The organism is Mesorhizobium sp. M1050, from assembly GCF_040318715.1.
Lineage (GTDB): Bacteria > Pseudomonadota > Alphaproteobacteria > Rhizobiales > Rhizobiaceae > Mesorhizobium.
The window spans coordinates 46,260-61,899 of the sequence record NZ_JAMYMV010000006.1 but is presented as its reverse complement, the minus strand read 5'-3'; the positions used below and the strand labels follow the sequence as shown (position 1 = coordinate 61,899).

General features: G+C 63.7%; 13 protein-coding genes. 8 read left to right on the top strand and 5 right to left on the bottom strand.

Features of this window, described 5'->3' with window-relative positions:
* The first annotated feature begins 128 nt into the window (after positions 1-128).
* Positions 129-392 carry a DUF6460 domain-containing protein gene (locus NKH57_RS05400; RefSeq protein WP_352601310.1) on the top strand — a complete coding sequence of 88 codons (264 nt, stop codon included), beginning with the start codon at positions 129-131 and terminating at the stop codon, positions 390-392.
* On the opposite strand, the gene NKH57_RS05395 is transcribed toward NKH57_RS05400, so the two are convergent.
* Positions 393-1,298: a histone deacetylase family protein gene (locus NKH57_RS05395; protein WP_352942391.1), complete on the bottom strand. Its 906-nt coding sequence runs from the start codon at positions 1,296-1,298 to the stop codon at positions 393-395. It abuts the gene before it with no gap.
* A 132-nt stretch (positions 1,299-1,430) separates the two neighbouring features.
* Here NKH57_RS05395 and NKH57_RS05390 point away from each other — a divergent pair, with 132 nt between their 5' ends.
* The gene (locus NKH57_RS05390) at positions 1,431-2,768 is read left to right on the top strand and encodes an MATE family efflux transporter (protein WP_352942388.1); all 1,338 of its coding nucleotides are present in this window, start codon (positions 1,431-1,433) and stop codon (positions 2,766-2,768) included.
* Between the two features lie 539 nt (positions 2,769-3,307).
* On the opposite strand, the gene NKH57_RS05385 is transcribed toward NKH57_RS05390, so the two are convergent.
* Together NKH57_RS05385 and NKH57_RS05380 are read right to left on the bottom strand one after the other, a co-directional pair.
* Entirely contained in the window at positions 3,308-4,384 is a 1,077-nt protein-coding gene (locus NKH57_RS05385; RefSeq protein WP_352942385.1) for a quinone-dependent dihydroorotate dehydrogenase, read from the bottom strand.
* Complete coding sequence (locus tag NKH57_RS05380; protein ID WP_352942383.1) at positions 4,381-4,731, bottom strand: DUF952 domain-containing protein; 351 nt, start codon at positions 4,729-4,731, stop codon at positions 4,381-4,383. The genes NKH57_RS05385 and NKH57_RS05380 overlap by 4 nt, the downstream gene beginning before the upstream one ends.
* A 107-nt stretch (positions 4,732-4,838) precedes the next feature.
* Here NKH57_RS05380 and NKH57_RS05375 point away from each other — a divergent pair, with 107 nt between their 5' ends.
* A complete protein-coding gene (locus NKH57_RS05375) occupies positions 4,839-5,267 on the top strand; it encodes a hypothetical protein (RefSeq protein ID WP_352942380.1) in 429 nt (142 codons plus the stop codon).
* A 126-nt stretch (positions 5,268-5,393) separates the two neighbouring features.
* A complete protein-coding gene (locus NKH57_RS05370; RefSeq protein WP_023758021.1) occupies positions 5,394-6,053 on the top strand; it encodes a response regulator transcription factor in 660 nt (219 codons plus the stop codon).
* Between the two features lie 115 nt (positions 6,054-6,168).
* Here NKH57_RS05370 and NKH57_RS05365 read toward each other — a convergent pair whose 3' ends face one another.
* Positions 6,169-9,657, bottom strand: a complete 3,489-nt coding sequence (locus NKH57_RS05365; RefSeq protein WP_352942377.1) for a PAS domain-containing hybrid sensor histidine kinase/response regulator — start codon at positions 9,655-9,657, stop codon at positions 6,169-6,171.
* A gap of 338 nt (positions 9,658-9,995) precedes the next feature.
* Here NKH57_RS05365 and mscL point away from each other — a divergent pair, with 338 nt between their 5' ends.
* A complete protein-coding gene (gene mscL / locus NKH57_RS05360; RefSeq protein WP_013533610.1) occupies positions 9,996-10,418 on the top strand; it encodes a large conductance mechanosensitive channel protein MscL in 423 nt (140 codons plus the stop codon).
* A gap of 110 nt (positions 10,419-10,528) precedes the next feature.
* Positions 10,529-11,695, top strand: a complete 1,167-nt coding sequence (locus NKH57_RS05355; protein WP_352942374.1) for a pyridoxal phosphate-dependent aminotransferase — start codon at positions 10,529-10,531, stop codon at positions 11,693-11,695.
* A gap of 48 nt (positions 11,696-11,743) precedes the next feature.
* Here the strand turns inward: NKH57_RS05355 and hemA are convergent, their stop codons facing one another.
* Positions 11,744-13,021, bottom strand: a complete 1,278-nt coding sequence (gene hemA / locus NKH57_RS05350) for a 5-aminolevulinate synthase (protein ID WP_352942371.1) — start codon at positions 13,019-13,021, stop codon at positions 11,744-11,746.
* A 267-nt stretch (positions 13,022-13,288) separates the two neighbouring features.
* On the opposite strand from hemA, the gene galE reads away from it, so the two are divergent.
* Positions 13,289-14,284, top strand: a complete 996-nt coding sequence (galE, locus tag NKH57_RS05345) for a UDP-glucose 4-epimerase GalE (RefSeq protein ID WP_352601293.1) — start codon at positions 13,289-13,291, stop codon at positions 14,282-14,284.
* 104 nt (positions 14,285-14,388) lie between these two features.
* On the top strand, positions 14,389-15,639 hold the full coding sequence (locus tag NKH57_RS05340; RefSeq protein WP_352942368.1) for a D-amino acid dehydrogenase: 1,251 nt from the start codon (positions 14,389-14,391) through the stop codon (positions 15,637-15,639).
* Position 15,640 lies beyond the last annotated feature (1 nt).

The following is a 15,640-nucleotide window of genomic DNA, read 5'->3' as shown; positions in this document are numbered from 1 at the left end:
GCGGCCACGCCAATGCCTCGCTCGAGGTGTTCGCCATCCCGCAAAACTGCCGGCTTGAAGCCGGCAAGCCAAGTGCGTATGTCTGGCCGACGCCCTCGAGTCTGGGTGCCTCTATCTGGAGACAGCCCTTGTCCGCACTGACACGCTTTCTCGGCGACTCGCCGCTCAAGGTGATCCTGAAACTGCTGGTCGTGTCGTTCCTCGTCGGCCTGGTCATGAATGCCTTCGGCTGGTCGCCGATGGATGTGTTCTACGGCATCCGGAAGTTCTTCATCGACCTGTGGAATCTTGGCTTCCACGCCATCGACCGCTTCTTCGGCTACATCCTGCTCGGTGCGGCGGTCGTCGTGCCGGCCTTCATCCTGCTGAGGCTTGCCAACTATCGGAAGTAGCTACCGGGCATAGTCCGACGCCACCTCGAACAGGATGGCGTGCCTCGCCGCCAGGGCGGGCACGTCCATGGAATAGCCGCCGCCGATGACGCCGCAGACGGAAATGCCCTGCGCGCGAAAATGGCGGATGACCATATCGTCGCGCGTGCGTAGCCCGTCATCCGATAGCGACAGCCTGCCAAGCCGGTCTTCGGCATGGACGTCGACGCCAGCATTGTAGAAGACGATGTCCCAATGCGCTTTGGCGGACAGTTCCGGCAGGGTGGCGGCGAGCCTTTCCATGTAAGCGGCGTCACCCGTTCCATCGGGCAGCGCGACATCGAGGTCGGAGGCGACCTTGCGCACAGGGTAGTTGCGGTCGCCATGCATGGAAAAGGTGAACACGCGCGGATCGTCCGCGAGAATGTCCGCCGTGCCGTCGCCCTGATGCACGTCGAGGTCGACCACCAGGATGTTTGTGGCGGCGCCTTCGGCGAGCAAGACCAGCGATGCGACGGCAACATCGTTGAAGGTGCAAAAGCCCGCACCTTGCGCACGCCGCGCATGATGGCTACCGCCGGCGGTGTTGCAGGCGATGCCGTGGCGCAGGGCGAGCCGCGCCGCCAGCACCGTGCCGCCGGTGGCAAGCTGCGCGCGCAGCGAGACACGAGGCCCGATCGGAAAACCAATCTCGCGTTCGATCTTCTCGGGCACGGCGCAACTGATGACCTGATCGACATAGTCGGCCGCATGAGCGAGCTTCAGCCATGACGCCGGCGCGGGTTCCGCAGAGTTGAGCGCGTCGGGCCCGGCCAGTCCGCGTGCGCGCAAGGTATCCATCAGCAGCGGATATTTGCTCATCGGAAAGCGATGGTTGACCGCGAAGCCGGCGTCGTAGTCGGGGTGATGGACGATCTGCAAAGGCATGAACTGGATCCGGCGGGCTCGCGCCAGACCGGGTAATTCGGTTGGCCTTCGCGGGAAGAGTGATTGCGCGATGCCGGGAAAATGGGGCACACCGGCGGTTCGATCAAGCCGCAATCAGCAAGGCAGCAATCCTTGGACAAGGGTGTAACCCCAGCCGACGCCAGATACTTTGTCGTCACCAACCGTTCCGTGCTCGCCATAGCGGTGCCGATGACGCTTGCCTATCTGACGACGCCGATGCTCGGCCTGGTCGACACGGCTGTCGTCGGTCAGTTCGGTGACGCTGCCCTGCTCGGCGGCCTGGCGGCCGGCGCCCTCATCTTCGACGTCGTCTTCACCACTTTCAATTTCCTGCGCTCGGGCACCACCGGCCTCGTCGCCCAGGCGTTCGGGCGCGGCGACGCCCTGGAGGAACAGGCGGTGTTCTGGCGCGCCGTGCTGATCGCGGTTGTCGCCGGCATCGTGCTCGCGGCACTTGCGCCCCTGGTCGCCATCGCCGGGCAGAAGTTCATGGGCGCCGAACCGCGCGTCAGCGAGGCGATGGGCGTCTACATCCGCATCAGGCTGCTCGCGGCCCCCTTCTCGCTGATCAACTATGCCATTCTCGGTTATGTGCTGGGGCGCGGCGAGGGCGGACTCGGTTTGATGCTGCAATTGGTGCTGAACGGCATCAACATCGCGCTCTGCTTCTTGCTCGGCCTGGAACTAGGCTGGGGCGTCATCGGTGTCGCCTGGGCGACTGTGACCGGTGAGTTTCTTGCCATGCTGCTCGGCCTGGCGATCGTCATCCGCCGGTTCCGGGCGGCCCCGCCCTTGCCGCGCCATCGCCTGCTCGACATGGCTGCCTTTGTGCGCATGCTGTCGCTCAACCGCGACATCATGATCCGCTCGTTCTCGCTGCTCGCCGCCTTCGCGCTGTTCACCCGCCAAGGCGCGCAGTTCGGTACGGTGACGCTGGCCGCCAACGCCGTACTGATGAATTTCTTTCTCGTTGCCGGCTACTTTCTCGATGGCTTTGCCACCGCCGCCGAACAGCTGGCCGGTCGTGCCGTCGGCGCGCGTGCCGCCGCGCCCTTCCGCCAGGCGGTGCGGCTGACTCTGTTCTGGGGGTTTGGGCTGGCGGGTGCCGCGACGCTGGTGCTGCTGTTTGGCGGCGCCGGTCTGGTTGCTCTTGTGACGACATCGGAGGAAGTCCGTTCGGTGGCCGACATCTACCTGCCGTGGGCGGCATTCACCGCGCTGAGCGGTGTGCTGGCGTTCCAGATGGATGGCGTCTTCATCGGCGCCACCTGGTCGCGCGACATGCGCAACATGATGCTGCTGTCGTTCCTCGTTTTCGCGGCCGCGCTGCTGACTCTTGCGCCAGCCTTCGGCAACAATGGACTTTGGGCGGCGTTGCACGTTTTCCTGCTCGCACGCGGCTTCAGCCTGCTGACGATCCTGCGGCTCAGGGTGCGAACCGCGTTTTAGACAGTGCCCCCGGAAGGGCCTGCGCCGTCCAGAGCTCCGAACCCCAGGTTAGCAATGGCCTGGCGGCAGCCAGTTCGGCGGTGTCGGCAGCTTTTGTGCCGGTAGCTTTTTGCGATAGGAATTTTTTCTTGACTCTGTGCCCTCAGCTATGGTACATATTCGTCCATGGTGCTGATTTGCGCCAGTGACCCGCCGCTAGGCGGGTTTTTCGTTTAATGCTCCGTCAGCCTACGCGCCGGCGAAGGCTCCGAAGGAACCCGTTAACCCGAATTCGTTGCCCTGCTGCGCCGTCGGGTGAACTTGCACTTCCAGTCGACTTCCAACAGACTTGATGCACCAATTGTTCCAGGGTGAGCTTATGCGAAGCTACCTGCCATATGTCTTGGGCGCGGCGCTGGGATTGCTCGCTGCGTTCATTCTCTCCGCGGTTTCTGGCATCGGAGGAACCGCACAGTTGCTTCTCTTCGGGGTTTTGCCTGCCATCGGCGGCACCATCTGCGAGCGGGCCGTCAGTCGCAATCTACGCTCCTGAGAGCAGTTCAGAGTTGCTTGGACGCCCAGAAGTCGAGGCGGCTGTCGCGCAACTCGCAAATCGACTTCAGCCGTTCTTTTTCGACGAAACGGACCATCCCGGCGACGATCCGGCCCGGCAGTGCCGGCCCGGCGTAGATCATGCTGGTGTAGAGCTGGACGAGATCGGCGCCAGCCCGGATCTTTTCCAGTGCCGTGTCGGTGGAATCGACGCCGCCGACACCGATGATGGCAAGCTCCGGCCCGAGCAGTTTGCGCATCCTGGCCAGAACGATGGTCGAGCGATCGAACAAGGGCTTGCCCGAGAGCCCGCCGGTCTCACGCGCGGCGTTGCCGCTGCGCAGCGCCGGCCGGGAGATTGTGGTGTTGGAGACGATGACACCGTCGATCCGTTTCTCGGTGACCTCGGCGGCGATGTCCTCCAACTCCGCCTCGAGCAGATCCGGGGCGATCTTGAGGAACACCGGCGGCTGGGCTGTTGCCGCGGCGCCCGCTGCCATGACCCGCGACAAGAGCTCACCAAGCTGCTCGCGCGCCTGCATGTTGCGCAGGCCCGGCGTGTTGGGCGAGGAGATATTAACGGTGAGATAGCTAGCATAGGGCGCAAACCGCGATACACCGCGCTCGTAGTCGCCGATGCGCTCAGTGCTGTCCTTGTTGGCGCCGATGTTGACGCCGACGATGCCGCCACGCCCCTTGCGTGCGGCAAGGCGTTTTTCAGCCGCTGCATGGCCTTCATTGTTGAAGCCCAGCCGGTTGATCACCGCTTCGTCGGCCGTCAGTCGGAAAATGCGCGGCTTCGGATTGCCGGCCTGCGGCAGTGGCGTGATCGTGCCGACCTCGGCAAAGCCGAAGCCGAGGCCAAGCAGCGCGTCGGGTACTTCGGCGTTCTTGTCGTAGCCGGCGGCCATGCCAAGCGGGTTGGGAAAATCGAGGCCGCAAAGGCTGACCGTCAGCCGCGCATCGCGTGTCGTCCGTCCCCCGACCGGCAGGCCGCATCGCAGCGCCGTGATTGACAGGCCATGCGCGGTTTCCGGATCGAAGGCGAACAGCAGCCTCTGGCCGAGCCGGTCGAGCATGCTCATTGCCCCTCCAGTGCCGGGAACTGGTGCACGCCGTCTGCGCCAAGCGGCAGCGGTCGCACCCACAGCACGGCGTTGAGGTCGAGCGGACCATAAAGATGCGGAAACAGCGCGCCTCTGCGCGAGACCTCGTATTTCAAAGCAGCACCCAGGCTAGCGCCGTCGATGGCGACCAGCAGAAGGTCGGTCTGGCCGGCAAAGTGCCTTGCCGCCGTTTCCTTGACCTGCGCTGCCGTGGAAAAATGGATGAAGCCGTCGGCGACATCGATCGGCGCGCCGGTGAAGCGGCCGTTTGTTTCGGCCTCGCGCCAAGGCGCTCGCGGGGTTATCTTGTAGATAATCTGAGACATGGTTGCGCTATAGTCCGAACCAGCCACGCGGGAAAGGCCACGCCAAGGGTCTTCCCCATTTCCGGCGCAAACATGCGATATTTCAGGCCTTGGCCATGGAGGACAACATGCGTCTGCAGCACATCTTGATCCCCGCCGCGCTCGTTTCGCTGGTCGCGGCTTCAGCTTATTCGGAAGAAACCGACCGCTACCGGCTGGAAAAGTCTGATAACGGCTATGTCCGCATGGATACCCAGACCGGCGCCATGTCGATCTGCGAGGAACGGTCCGGCCAGCTCGTCTGCAAGATGGCGGCCGACGAGCGCGCCGCCTTTCAGGACGAGGTCGACCGCTTGCAGACCTCGATGAAGGCAATGGACGAGCGCGTCACCAAGCTCGAGAATTCGCTCTCCGCCCGCCTCGAATCGAAACTGCCGAGCGAAGAGGATTTCAACAAGACGATGAGCTACATGGAGCGGTTCCTGCGCGGCTTCATGGGCATCGTCAAGGATATGGACAAGGACGACGGCGCCCAGCTCAACTCGCAGAAGACTTGAGGGCTCCAACGAGGGAAAACGCGGCGCGCTGGCTTTGCCGCTTGAAAACAGCGCGCAGCCCCTCATAATCGTCCAACTGATCCCGGAAAAAAGCTAAAAATCATCGGGGGATTCGGGGAGGGACATTTGCCGGCAGGCTATTCTTTCGTCATCGCCGACGATCATCCACTGTTTCGCGGTGCGCTGCGCGAAGCGCTCGCCGGCATCGGCAATGTCGCCGCCATCCACGAGGCCGGCGATTTCGAGAGCGCCAAGGCGCTGGTCGTGGCCAACGAGGATGTCGATCTGGTGCTGCTCGACCTGTCGATGCCGGGTGCCAGCGGCCTCTCCGGCCTCATCTCGCTGCGTGGTATCCATCCGGCGGTGCCACTGGTCGTGGTGTCGGCGCACGACGATCCGGCGACCATCAGGCGGGCGCTCGATCTCGGCGCTTCCGGCTTCATCTCCAAATCGGCCAGCATGGAGGAGATCCGCAGCGCCGTGCAGTCAGTGCTTGCCGGCGATATTGCGGCACCCGTCGGCGTCGATCTCGGCGTCGAGCGCGATCCCGAAATATCCGACCTGATCAAGCGCCTGCAGGCGCTGACGCCGCAGCAGACCCGCGTGCTCGGCATGCTGGCCGAGGGCCTGCTCAACAAGCAGATCGCCTACGAACTCGGCGTCTCCGAGGCCACCATCAAGGCGCATGTCTCGGCCATCCTGCAGAAGCTCGGCGTCGACAGCCGCACCCAGGCGGTAATCCTCCTGTCCAAGATCGGCAGCGACCCGCTGCAGCCGACGAGCTGATCGCCAGGGCGCCCTGTTCGATCGGAATACTATTCAATCAGAGTACTGAACCTCGGTCCGCCCGATCGGTCGCGCGTTGGAACTCGCGGAACTGATGGCCGCCCGCCTTTTGACGCTATTCGGCCGCCGATGCCAGCCGCCTGACCCTAGCCATCATCGAGCGCAGCACCGCAGGTTTCAGCGGCTTGTTGATCACCGGAATCTCAAGCCCGCCCGCGGCAGTGCGCACCTCGTTGGAACGGTCGGCGGTGACCAGCACGGCCGTCAGGTCATCGCCATGGATCGCGCGCAGTCTGGCGATGATATCGAGACCGGTTTCGCCGTCGAGATGGTAGTCGGCAAGGACGATGTCCGGGCGGGGCATCGCAGAACTCTCCAGATCCTTTGAGCCGGACACCGTATCGACATTGCAGCCCCAGCCTTCGAGCAGGAGCCGCATGCCGTCGAGGATGCGGGCGTCGTTATCGATGCACAGCACGTGCAACCCGGCCAGCGAAGCCGTCGCGCGGGCAGGAGCCCTGGTTTCGATTTCGCGTCGCGGCTCCTGCACGGCCGCCACGGGCAGGATGACGGAAAAGCGCGTGCCCTTGCCGGGAGTGGAAAAGATCCGGATCTCCAGGCGCAACACCCGGGCGATGCGGTCGACGATGGAGAGGCCGAGGCCGAGGCCCTCGGCTTCGCGCGCGCCTTCGTCGAGTCGGGTGAATTCGCGAAAGACGGTGTTCAGCTTGTCGCCGGCGATGCCGATGCCGGTGTCGACCACCTGGATCTCGGCCAACTCGCCGCGCCGCCTGACGCCGACCAGCACACGGCCGTGGCGCGTGTATTTGATGGCGTTGGAGACGAGGTTCTGGATCAGGCGGCGCAACAAATTGCGGTCCGTCGTCACGGTCACCGATGACGGCATGATCGTCAACTCGAGCTTCTTTTCGGCTGCGAGCGGCCGAAAGTCGTTGCCGATCTGGCGCAGCAATCCGTCGAGGTTGAAGGCTGTATCGTCCGGCCTCATCGCGCCGGCGTCGAGGCGGGAGATGTCGAGCACGGCGCCAAGGATGGTCTCGACCGATTCCAGCGAGGATTCGATGTTGACCGCTGCCTTGCCGGCAGGCCCCTTGCCGGCTTTCTCGATCAGCGATGAGCAATAGAGCCGGGCGGCGTTCAGCGGCTGCAGGATGTCGTGCCCGGCGGCGGCGAGAAAGCGCGTCTTGCCGAGATTGGCCTCCTCGGCGAGCATCTGCGCCTGCGCCAGCTCCTCGTTGACCCGCGTCAGCTCCATGGTGCGGGTCTTGACGCGCTGCTCCAGCGATTCATTGGCCCGTTTCAGCGCCAGATCCTGCTCGACGCGTCCGGAAATGTCTGCATAGGTGGCGACGATGCCGCCGTCCGGCATCGGGTTGGAGCGCAGCTCCAGGATGCGGCCGCTGGTCTTCAGCTCCATCTGCCAGGGGCTGACGAAACTGGTCAGCCGGTTGAGCATGGCCACGCGCTGGTCGGCAGGGATGTCGCCGCGCTCGGCAAGATGGCGCAGGATGCGGTCGAGCGAGACGCCGACCTGGCCCATCTCGTCGGGCAGGTCGAAAAGCGCCCGGTACTGCCGGTTCCAGCAGATCAGGCGGAAGTCCCGATCGAAGACTGTGATGCCTTGCTCCATCTGGTCGAGCGCAATCTGAAGCAGGTCGCGATTGTGCTGCAGCGCCTCGGTGGCGTCGTCGAGCAAGCGAAAGGCATCCTTGGATTCGCGGTCGTGGCGTCGAAACAGCAGCGACAGGATCAGCCGTGCCGAGGAGGAACCGACGGCGCTGGCCAGCAGTTGCTCGGAAAAGCGGATGACGTCCATGCTCGCCTGCTCGTTGCCGTGCAGCGAAGTGCCGTTGGTCCTTTCGAACGACTGGAAGGAGCGCTCGGTGCGCTCGACGCCGAGATAGCGCCCGATCGTATCCTTGAGGTCGTTGACGGTGATGGCGGTGCGGAAGCGGCGCAGGCTGGGCATCGGACCGGCATCGCGAGGCACGAAGATCGACGCCTGGATGCGTTCCAGCGGAACCGATGCGCGCGAGAGGGAACCCAGCACGAAGAACACCGCGTTGATCGACAGGCTCCACAACACGCCGTGGTTCAGCGGTTCGGCGACGGTGCCGAACAGGGCCTGCGGCCGTAACGCCTCGAAGCCAAACAGCCCGTGCACGATGATGCCGGTATCGGATGCGGCAAGCGATGGAAACAGCAGCGTGTAGCCCCAGACGAGAATGCCGGCGACCATGCCCAGCGCCGCACCCCGGCCATTGGCGCCGCGCCAGATCAGCCCGCCGATCAGCGCCGGCGCGAATTGGGCGATGGCCGCGAACGACATCAGGCCGATCGACGACAGGCGCACGCTGTTGGTGCTCTCGCGATAGTAGAGGAAGGCGATGAACAGCAGGATGAAGATCGCCCCGCGCCGCACGTTGAGGATGAGCGTCGACCAATCTTCGTTCTCGGAGGTCGATGTCTTGAGCAGGCGGCGCACGAACAGCGGAATGACGAGGTCGTTGGAAATCATGATCGACAGCGCCACGCTCTCGACGATCACCATGGCGGTTGCCGCCGACAGCCCGCCGATAAAGGCCGCCATCGCCAGTACGTCATGACCGCTGAACAAGGGCAGCGACAGCACGTAGAGATCGCTGCTGGTCCCCGTGCCGACCAGCGACAGGCCGGCAAAGGCGATCGGCAGCACGAACAGATTGATCGCTACGAGGTAGAGCGGAAACACCCATGTCGCGGTGCGCAATTCGGCCTCGCCACGGTTCTCGACGATGGTGACGTAGAACTGCCGCGGCAGCATCACGATGGCAAATCCGCTCAGGCAAGTCAGCACCAGCCAGGTGGCCAGCGAGGTGTTGTAGCTCATCGCCTGCCGAACCTGCGCATTCTGGGCAAGCTTGTCGAACATATCGCCCGGGCCGCCGAAGATCAGGAAGGTGACCATCAGGCCGATCGCCAGGAAAGCGGCAAGCTTGACCACGGTTTCCACCGCAACCGCCAGCACCAGCCCGTCCTGGTGTTCGGTGGCGTCGGCGTGGCGTGTGCCGAACAACACCGCAAACAGCGCCAGCAGCATGGCGACGACCAGCGAGATGTCGCTGACGAAGGGATCGAAGGAGGGCGGCGATCCCGTATAGTGCTCGACCATCAGGCTGACCGAACCGGAGATCGCCTTCAACTGCAGCGCGATATAGGGCACCGCGCCGATGGTGGCGATCAGCGTGGCGATCGCCGCGACAGTGAAGCTCTTGCCGTAGCGGGCGCCGAGGAAGTCGGCGATCGAGGTGATCTTCTCGGTCTTGGCCAGCCGGACGATGCGGTTGAGCAGCGGAAAGCCGAACACGAACACCAGCACCGGGCCGGTATAGATGCCGAGGAATTCGAGGCCGCGTTCGGAGGAGAGGCCGACCGAGCCGAAGAACGTCCAGGACGTGCAGTAGATCGCCAGACTGAGCGCGTAGATGAAGGGCCGGGCCCGGCTTGGCTCGGAAATGGCCGAGCGGCGGTCGCCCAGGCTGGCGATGGCGAACAGCAGCGTCACATAGGCGATCGCGATGATGACGATGAACAAGCCCTGCACGCCGGCAATATCCTCCTTGTGCCGAATTTCAACCCGGCTTGCCCAGACGCAATCACAGCTTGGCTTCCGAGTCCATCACGGCTTTGGATGCATGAAGGCTGTGATTTCCGATGCATGTCGACCAAGGAGCGCGGCAGTTTTGGGCAACGGCATGCGCAAGAACAAGCGGCCCAAAGCGCGGCGTGACGCGCTTACCGGACGGCCGTCGGGGAAGGAGAAACCGGTTGCTTCCTGCTTTTTGCCGATGTTGCAACCGGAGGTTTTTGTTATGTTTGTCCTCGGGTCGATGCCTGAGGACGGGAAACGGCAGCTCGGCCGGTCGTGACAAGGAGGATCGAATGCTGAAAGAGTTCCAGGAATTCATTTCCAAGGGCAATGTGATGGACCTTGCGGTCGGCGTCATCATCGGCGCGGCCTTTGGCAAGATCGTCGATTCCCTTGTCAACGACATCATCATGCCGATCGTCGGCGCGATTTTCGGCGGCCTGGACTTCAACAACTATTTCCTGGGGCTCTCCTCGGCCGTCAACGCCACCTCGCTGGCAGACGCTAAAAAGCAAGGCGCTGTTTTCGCGTATGGCAGCTTCATAACCGTAGCGTTGAACTTCCTTATCCTCGCTTTCATCATCTTCCTGATGGTCAAGGCGGTGAACAACATGCGCAAGCGGCTTGAGCGCGAGAAGCCCGCTGCGCCGGCCGCTCCGCCGCCCGCCGATGTCGCGCTGCTCACCGAAATTCGCGACTTGCTCGCCAGGAGATAGACGGATCAGCTCTTCTGGACCAAAACCCCGGTCGTTCGCGGCCGGGGTTTTCTGTTTTGGCATCTGCTAAGGAGCGCTGATCAACGCCCGAGATCGGAACGGACCCGCTCATGACCCTGATTGACAGCCTTCGCGCCGAAGCCCGCGCCGCGCCCGAAAGCGGCATTGTCGCCGTGGTCAATTACGGCCGCCTGCGCGAGGGCATGATCCCGCTCTGGGCCGGTGAGGGCGACCTGCCGACGCCTTCGTTCATCACCGATGCCGCGTCAAAGGCGCTGGCCGGCGGCGAAACGTTCTACACCTGGCAGAAAGGCATCCCCGATCTCAGGCAGGCGCTTTCCCGCTACTACGCCAGGCATTTCGGCAAAACCTTCCCGGAGGAACAATTCATCGTCACCGGATCCGGCATGCATGCCATCCAGCTGGCGCTCGACGCGCTCGCCGGCGCCGGCGACGAGGTGGTTTATCTGTCACCGGCTTGGCCGAATTTCGACGCCGCCGCGGCGATAGCGGGAGCCATTCCTGTTGCGGTCACGCTGGACCATTCCGGCAATGGCTGGTCCTGCGACGTCGAGAAGATCGCAGCGGCGATCACGCCGCGCACAAAGGCACTGTTCATCAACACGCCGTCCAATCCCACCGGCTGGACCGCCGATCACGAGACCTTGCAGGCAATCCTCGATCTCGCGCGCGCCAAAAATATCTGGATCATCGCCGACGAGATCTATTCGCTGTTCCACTATGACCCTGGCCGCGCGCCGTCTTTCCTCGACATCGCGACGGCGGAGGATCGCATCCTCTACGTCAACAGTTTTTCCAAGAACTGGGCGATGACCGGCTGGCGTGTCGGCTGGATCAAGACACATCCGTCCCTGCAGCAGGTGTTCGAGAACTTGATCCAGTATTCGAATTCCGGCGTTGCCCAGTTCATGCAGCGCGGCGCGGTTGCGGCCCTTGATGAAGGCGATGCCTTCGTTGCCGAACAGGTAGAGCGGGCGCGCAAGGCGCGCGATCTGGTCTGCGGCATTCTGGGCGCCGCCGGCCGTGCCCGGTTCACCGTGCCGCAAGGTGCGTTCTATCTTTTCTTCACGGTCGACGGCATCACAGATTCACGCACTGCTGCCTTCGACATCGTCGACAAAGCCAATGTCGGCCTGGCTCCCGGCACGGCTTTCGGCCCCGGCGGCGAAGCCTTCCTCAGGCTGTGCTTCCACCGCCGCCTCGACCAGATCGAGGAAGCGGCGCATCGTCTGGCGAATTGGATGAAGACTGTTTGAGCCGTTGACGCAGAAACCCGCGTCAGATGGCCGCCGGAGGAGAGTTTTTCAGCCGCCTGACTTGGGCACCAGCAGCGGAATGATCCGGTCGCTCTTGGCCACGGACGGCCGACCGGCGGAGCCGTAGGGAATGCCGAGCGCGTCCCAGGTCTCGACCAGCGCGTCCTGCAGTTCGGCGATCAGTGCATCGGAGTGGAACGGCGTCGGCGTGATGCGCAGCCGCTCCGTGCGGCGCGGCACGGTCGGGTAGTTGATCGGCTGGATGTAAAGGCCGTGAACGCCGAGCAGGCGGTCGCTGGCCATCTTGCAAAGTTCCGGATCGCCAACCAGGACTGGCACGATGTGGGTCGGCGAGTCCATCACCGGCAGGCCGGCGGCAGAGAGTATCTGCTTGGTCCTCGCGGCCTGCTGCTGCTGGGCGTCGCGCTCGGCCTGCGAGCGCTTGAGATGGCGGATCGACGCGGTCGCGGCAGCCGCGATCGCCGGCGGCAGCGCGGTGGTGAAGATGAAGCCCGGCGCATAGGAGCGTACGGCGTCGATCACTGCACTGGTGCCGGCGATGTAGCCGCCTAGCGTGCCGAATGCCTTGGCCAGCGTGCCTTCGATGATGTCGATGCGGTCGGCCAGGCCTTCGCGCTCGGTGATGCCGCCGCCGCGTGGTCCGTACATGCCGACGGCATGCACTTCGTCGATATAGGTCATGGCGTTGTAGCGCTCGGCGAGCTCGACGATCTGCTTGATTGGCGCGATGTCGCCATCCATCGAATAGACGCTTTCGAAGATAATCAGCTTGGCGCGTTCGCGGCCCGCCGCCTGCAACAGGCTTTCCAGGTGCGCGACGTCATTGTGACGGAAGATCTTCTTCTCGGCGCCCGAGCGCCGTACGCCTTCGATCATCGAGGCGTGGTTCAGTTCGTCCGAGATGATCAGGCAATTGGGCAAAAGCCGCGCGATGGTCGAGATCGAGGCTTCGTTGGAAACGAAGCCGGAGGTGAAGACGAGTGCCGCTTCCTTTTCGTGCAGGTCGGCAAGCTCCAGTTCGAGCTCTACCAGCGGGTTGCTGGTGCCGGAAATGTTGCGGGTGCCGCCGGCGCCCGAGCCCATCCTGCCGGCTGCATCCTGGAACGCGGCGATGACATCGGGATGCTGGCCCATGCCGAGATAATCGTTGGAGCACCAGACGGTGATTTCCTCGGCGCGGCCGTTGGAACGCCAGATGGCGCGCGGAAACTTGCCCGCGATTCGCTCGAGGTCGGCGAAAACGCGGTAGCGACGCTCAGCATGGAGCTGGTCGATCGCTTCCTCGAAGAATCGCTGGTAGTTCATGTCGGCTTCCCAATTTTTGCGCGGGATCATAATCATTGCCCTATTGGTCGTCCACCAGGCCTTTCTGGTCAAAATGCCACGCCCCGGACCTGTTCCTATCGACCACGGATCGTGGCCTATTCCCTTGATGTGGATCAATTTTGTTTCAGGACGATGCCACGTGCAGACAATGCTGGTTACCATGAGTTCTAATGGCCACCAGGCAGGCTTTCCAGTAAGGCGGGGGTTGAGACAGTTTCCGATAAATCTTGAGATGCGAGGTCGCGGATGACAGTTTTGGTAACAGGCGGCGCCGGCTATATCGGCAGCCATATGGTCTGGGAGCTGCTGGATGCCGGCGAGAGCGTGGTCGTTCTCGACCGTCTTTCGACCGGCTTCGAATGGGCGGTAGCGCCGGAGGCAAAGCTGGTGGTTGGCGATGTCGCCGACAGGGAATTGGTCGGCTCGATCATCAGGGAAAACAAGGTCGACGCGATCATCCATTTCGCCGGTTCCATCGTGGTCCCGGAATCGGTCGCCGATCCGCTTGGCTATTACGAGAACAACACCTGCAAGACGCGCACGCTGATCGAGACCGCGGTGCGCGAAGGCGTGCCCAATTTCATCTTTTCCTCGACCGCGGCCGTCTATGGCGGCGCCGGACTGGAGCCGGTGCGCGAGGATGCCCGCCTGGCGCCGGAATCGCCCTATGGCCTTTCCAAGCTGATGAGTGAGTGGATGCTGCGCGATGCGGGGATCGCGCACGGCCTGCGCTATACCGCGCTGCGCTATTTCAACGTCGCCGGCGCCGACCCGAAGGGCCGCACCGGGCAGTCGACGCCGGGCGCCACTCATCTGATCAAGGTCGCCTGCGAGACGGCGCTCGGCAAGCGGCCGTTCATGCAGGTGTTCGGCACCGATTATCCGACGCCGGATGGCACCTGCATGCGCGACTACATCCATGTCAGCGATCTGGCGGCGGCGCACCGCCTGGCCCTTCAGCGGCTGCGCGCCGGCGGACAAAGCCTCGTCGCCAATTGCGGCTATAGCCATGGCTACTCGGTGCTCGAGGTCATCGACAGCGTGCGGCGCGCCTTTGGCCATGATTTCGAGGTGAAGATGGGCGATCGCCGTCCCGGCGACGCCGCGGCGGTGGTTGCCAACTCGGATCTCGCCCGCGCCGAACTCGGCTGGGAGCCGCAACGCGACGACCTCGACCAGATCGTTGCCGACGCGCTCGCCTGGGAGCGCATCCTGACCGGCAAGAACTCCGCTCGGGGCTGAGCCAGGTTCTCGCAAGGGCTCGCAAGGCGGGCACTGAAGCGCTATTGAAGGCATTCGCGGCACGGCATTGAGGCGCCGTGCCGCGAGGCGCTTTGGGGGATGGCATGAAAATAGCGGTGCTCGGGGCCGGTGTCGTCGGTACGGCGGCCGCCTTCTATCTGGCCAGCGACGGCCACGAGGTCACCGTGATCGAGCGCCATCCGGCGCCAGCGCGCGGCACCAGCCAGTCGAATGCCGGCCTGGTGTCTCCGGGGGATGCTACCGCCTGGGCTTCGCCGGCGGCGTTGAAGACGTTCCTGCGCGCGCTTTACAACCATGATCTCGGCATCAAGGTCCGGCTGCGCTTCGATCCCTATTTCCTTGCCTGGAGCCTGCGCTTCCTGCGCCAGTGCACGAAAGAGCGCCTGCGCGCCAACAGCCGGGTCAAGTTGCGCCTGGCGCTCTATTCGCGCGATTGCATCAACGCCATCTCGGCCGAGACTGGCATCGCCTATGACGAGCGCAAGAAGGGCATCCTCTATTTCTTCCGCTCGCAGCACAGCCTCGACACTGGCACCGACAATTATCGCTATCTGGCCGAGCATGGCCTGCCGATCGAGATCGTCGGCCGCGAGCGGCTGGTCGAGCTTGAACCGGGTCTTGCCGGCGTGAAGGAAAAGATCGCCGGCGGCGTCTATTCGCCGATCGACCAGACCGGCGATTCCCGGCAGTTCGTGGAAAAACTCGCGGCCTATTCAGCCGAAAAACTTGGCGTGAACTTTCTCTACGGAACGACGGTCGAGGGCCTCGCCATCGAGGGCGACCGGGTGAGTGCGGTGATGACTTCGGCCGGACCGGTCACCGGGGATGCCGTGGTCATCTCGATGGGACCGGAAAGCGGCCTGCTCGGCCGCCGCTACGGCATCGACCTGCCTGTCTATCCGGTGAAGGGTTATACCGCGACCATTCCGCTGGAAGACGAGAGCAAAGGGCCGACCATGGGCGGCGCCGACGAGGACCAGTTGATCGCCTATTCAAGGCTTGGCAACCGGTTGCGGCTCGCCTCGACCGCCGAATTCACCGGCTTTGACCGCAGCCATAAGCCCAGCGACTTCGCCGCCATGTTCAGGACCGGCAAGGACCTGTTTCCTGGTGCCTTCGACGAGAAGAAGGCGGAGCTGTGGGCAGGCCTGCGGCCGATGATGCCGAACTCGGTGCCGGTCATCGGCCGGGCGCGCTATAGGAATCTTTATCTCGACACCGGCCACGGCCATGTCGGCTGGACCATGGCCTGCGGCTCGGGAAAATTCCTTGCCGACCTCGTCGCCGGCCGCAAGCCGGAGATCGATCCGCAAGGGCTGGTCTACGGGGACTAGG

Bases quoted from the DNA above. Each gene is read 5' to 3' on its own strand.
- NKH57_RS05395 (WP_352942391.1), bottom strand. From the start codon at position 1,298: ATGCCTTTGCAGATCGTCCATCACCCCGACTACGACGCCGGCTTCGCG.
- NKH57_RS05385 (WP_352942385.1), bottom strand. From the start codon at position 4,384: ATGAGCATGCTCGACCGGCTCGGCCAGAGGCTGCTGTTCGCCTTCGAT.
- NKH57_RS05380 (WP_352942383.1), bottom strand. From the start codon at position 4,731: ATGTCTCAGATTATCTACAAGATAACCCCGCGAGCGCCTTGGCGCGAG.
- NKH57_RS05375 (WP_352942380.1), top strand. From the start codon at position 4,839: ATGCGTCTGCAGCACATCTTGATCCCCGCCGCGCTCGTTTCGCTGGTC.
- mscL (WP_013533610.1), top strand. From the start codon at position 9,996: ATGCTGAAAGAGTTCCAGGAATTCATTTCCAAGGGCAATGTGATGGAC.
- NKH57_RS05355 (WP_352942374.1), top strand. From the start codon at position 10,529: ATGACCCTGATTGACAGCCTTCGCGCCGAAGCCCGCGCCGCGCCCGAA.
- hemA (WP_352942371.1), bottom strand. From the start codon at position 13,021: ATGAACTACCAGCGATTCTTCGAGGAAGCGATCGACCAGCTCCATGCT.
- galE (WP_352601293.1), top strand. From the start codon at position 13,289: ATGACAGTTTTGGTAACAGGCGGCGCCGGCTATATCGGCAGCCATATG.
- NKH57_RS05340 (WP_352942368.1), top strand. From the start codon at position 14,389: ATGAAAATAGCGGTGCTCGGGGCCGGTGTCGTCGGTACGGCGGCCGCC.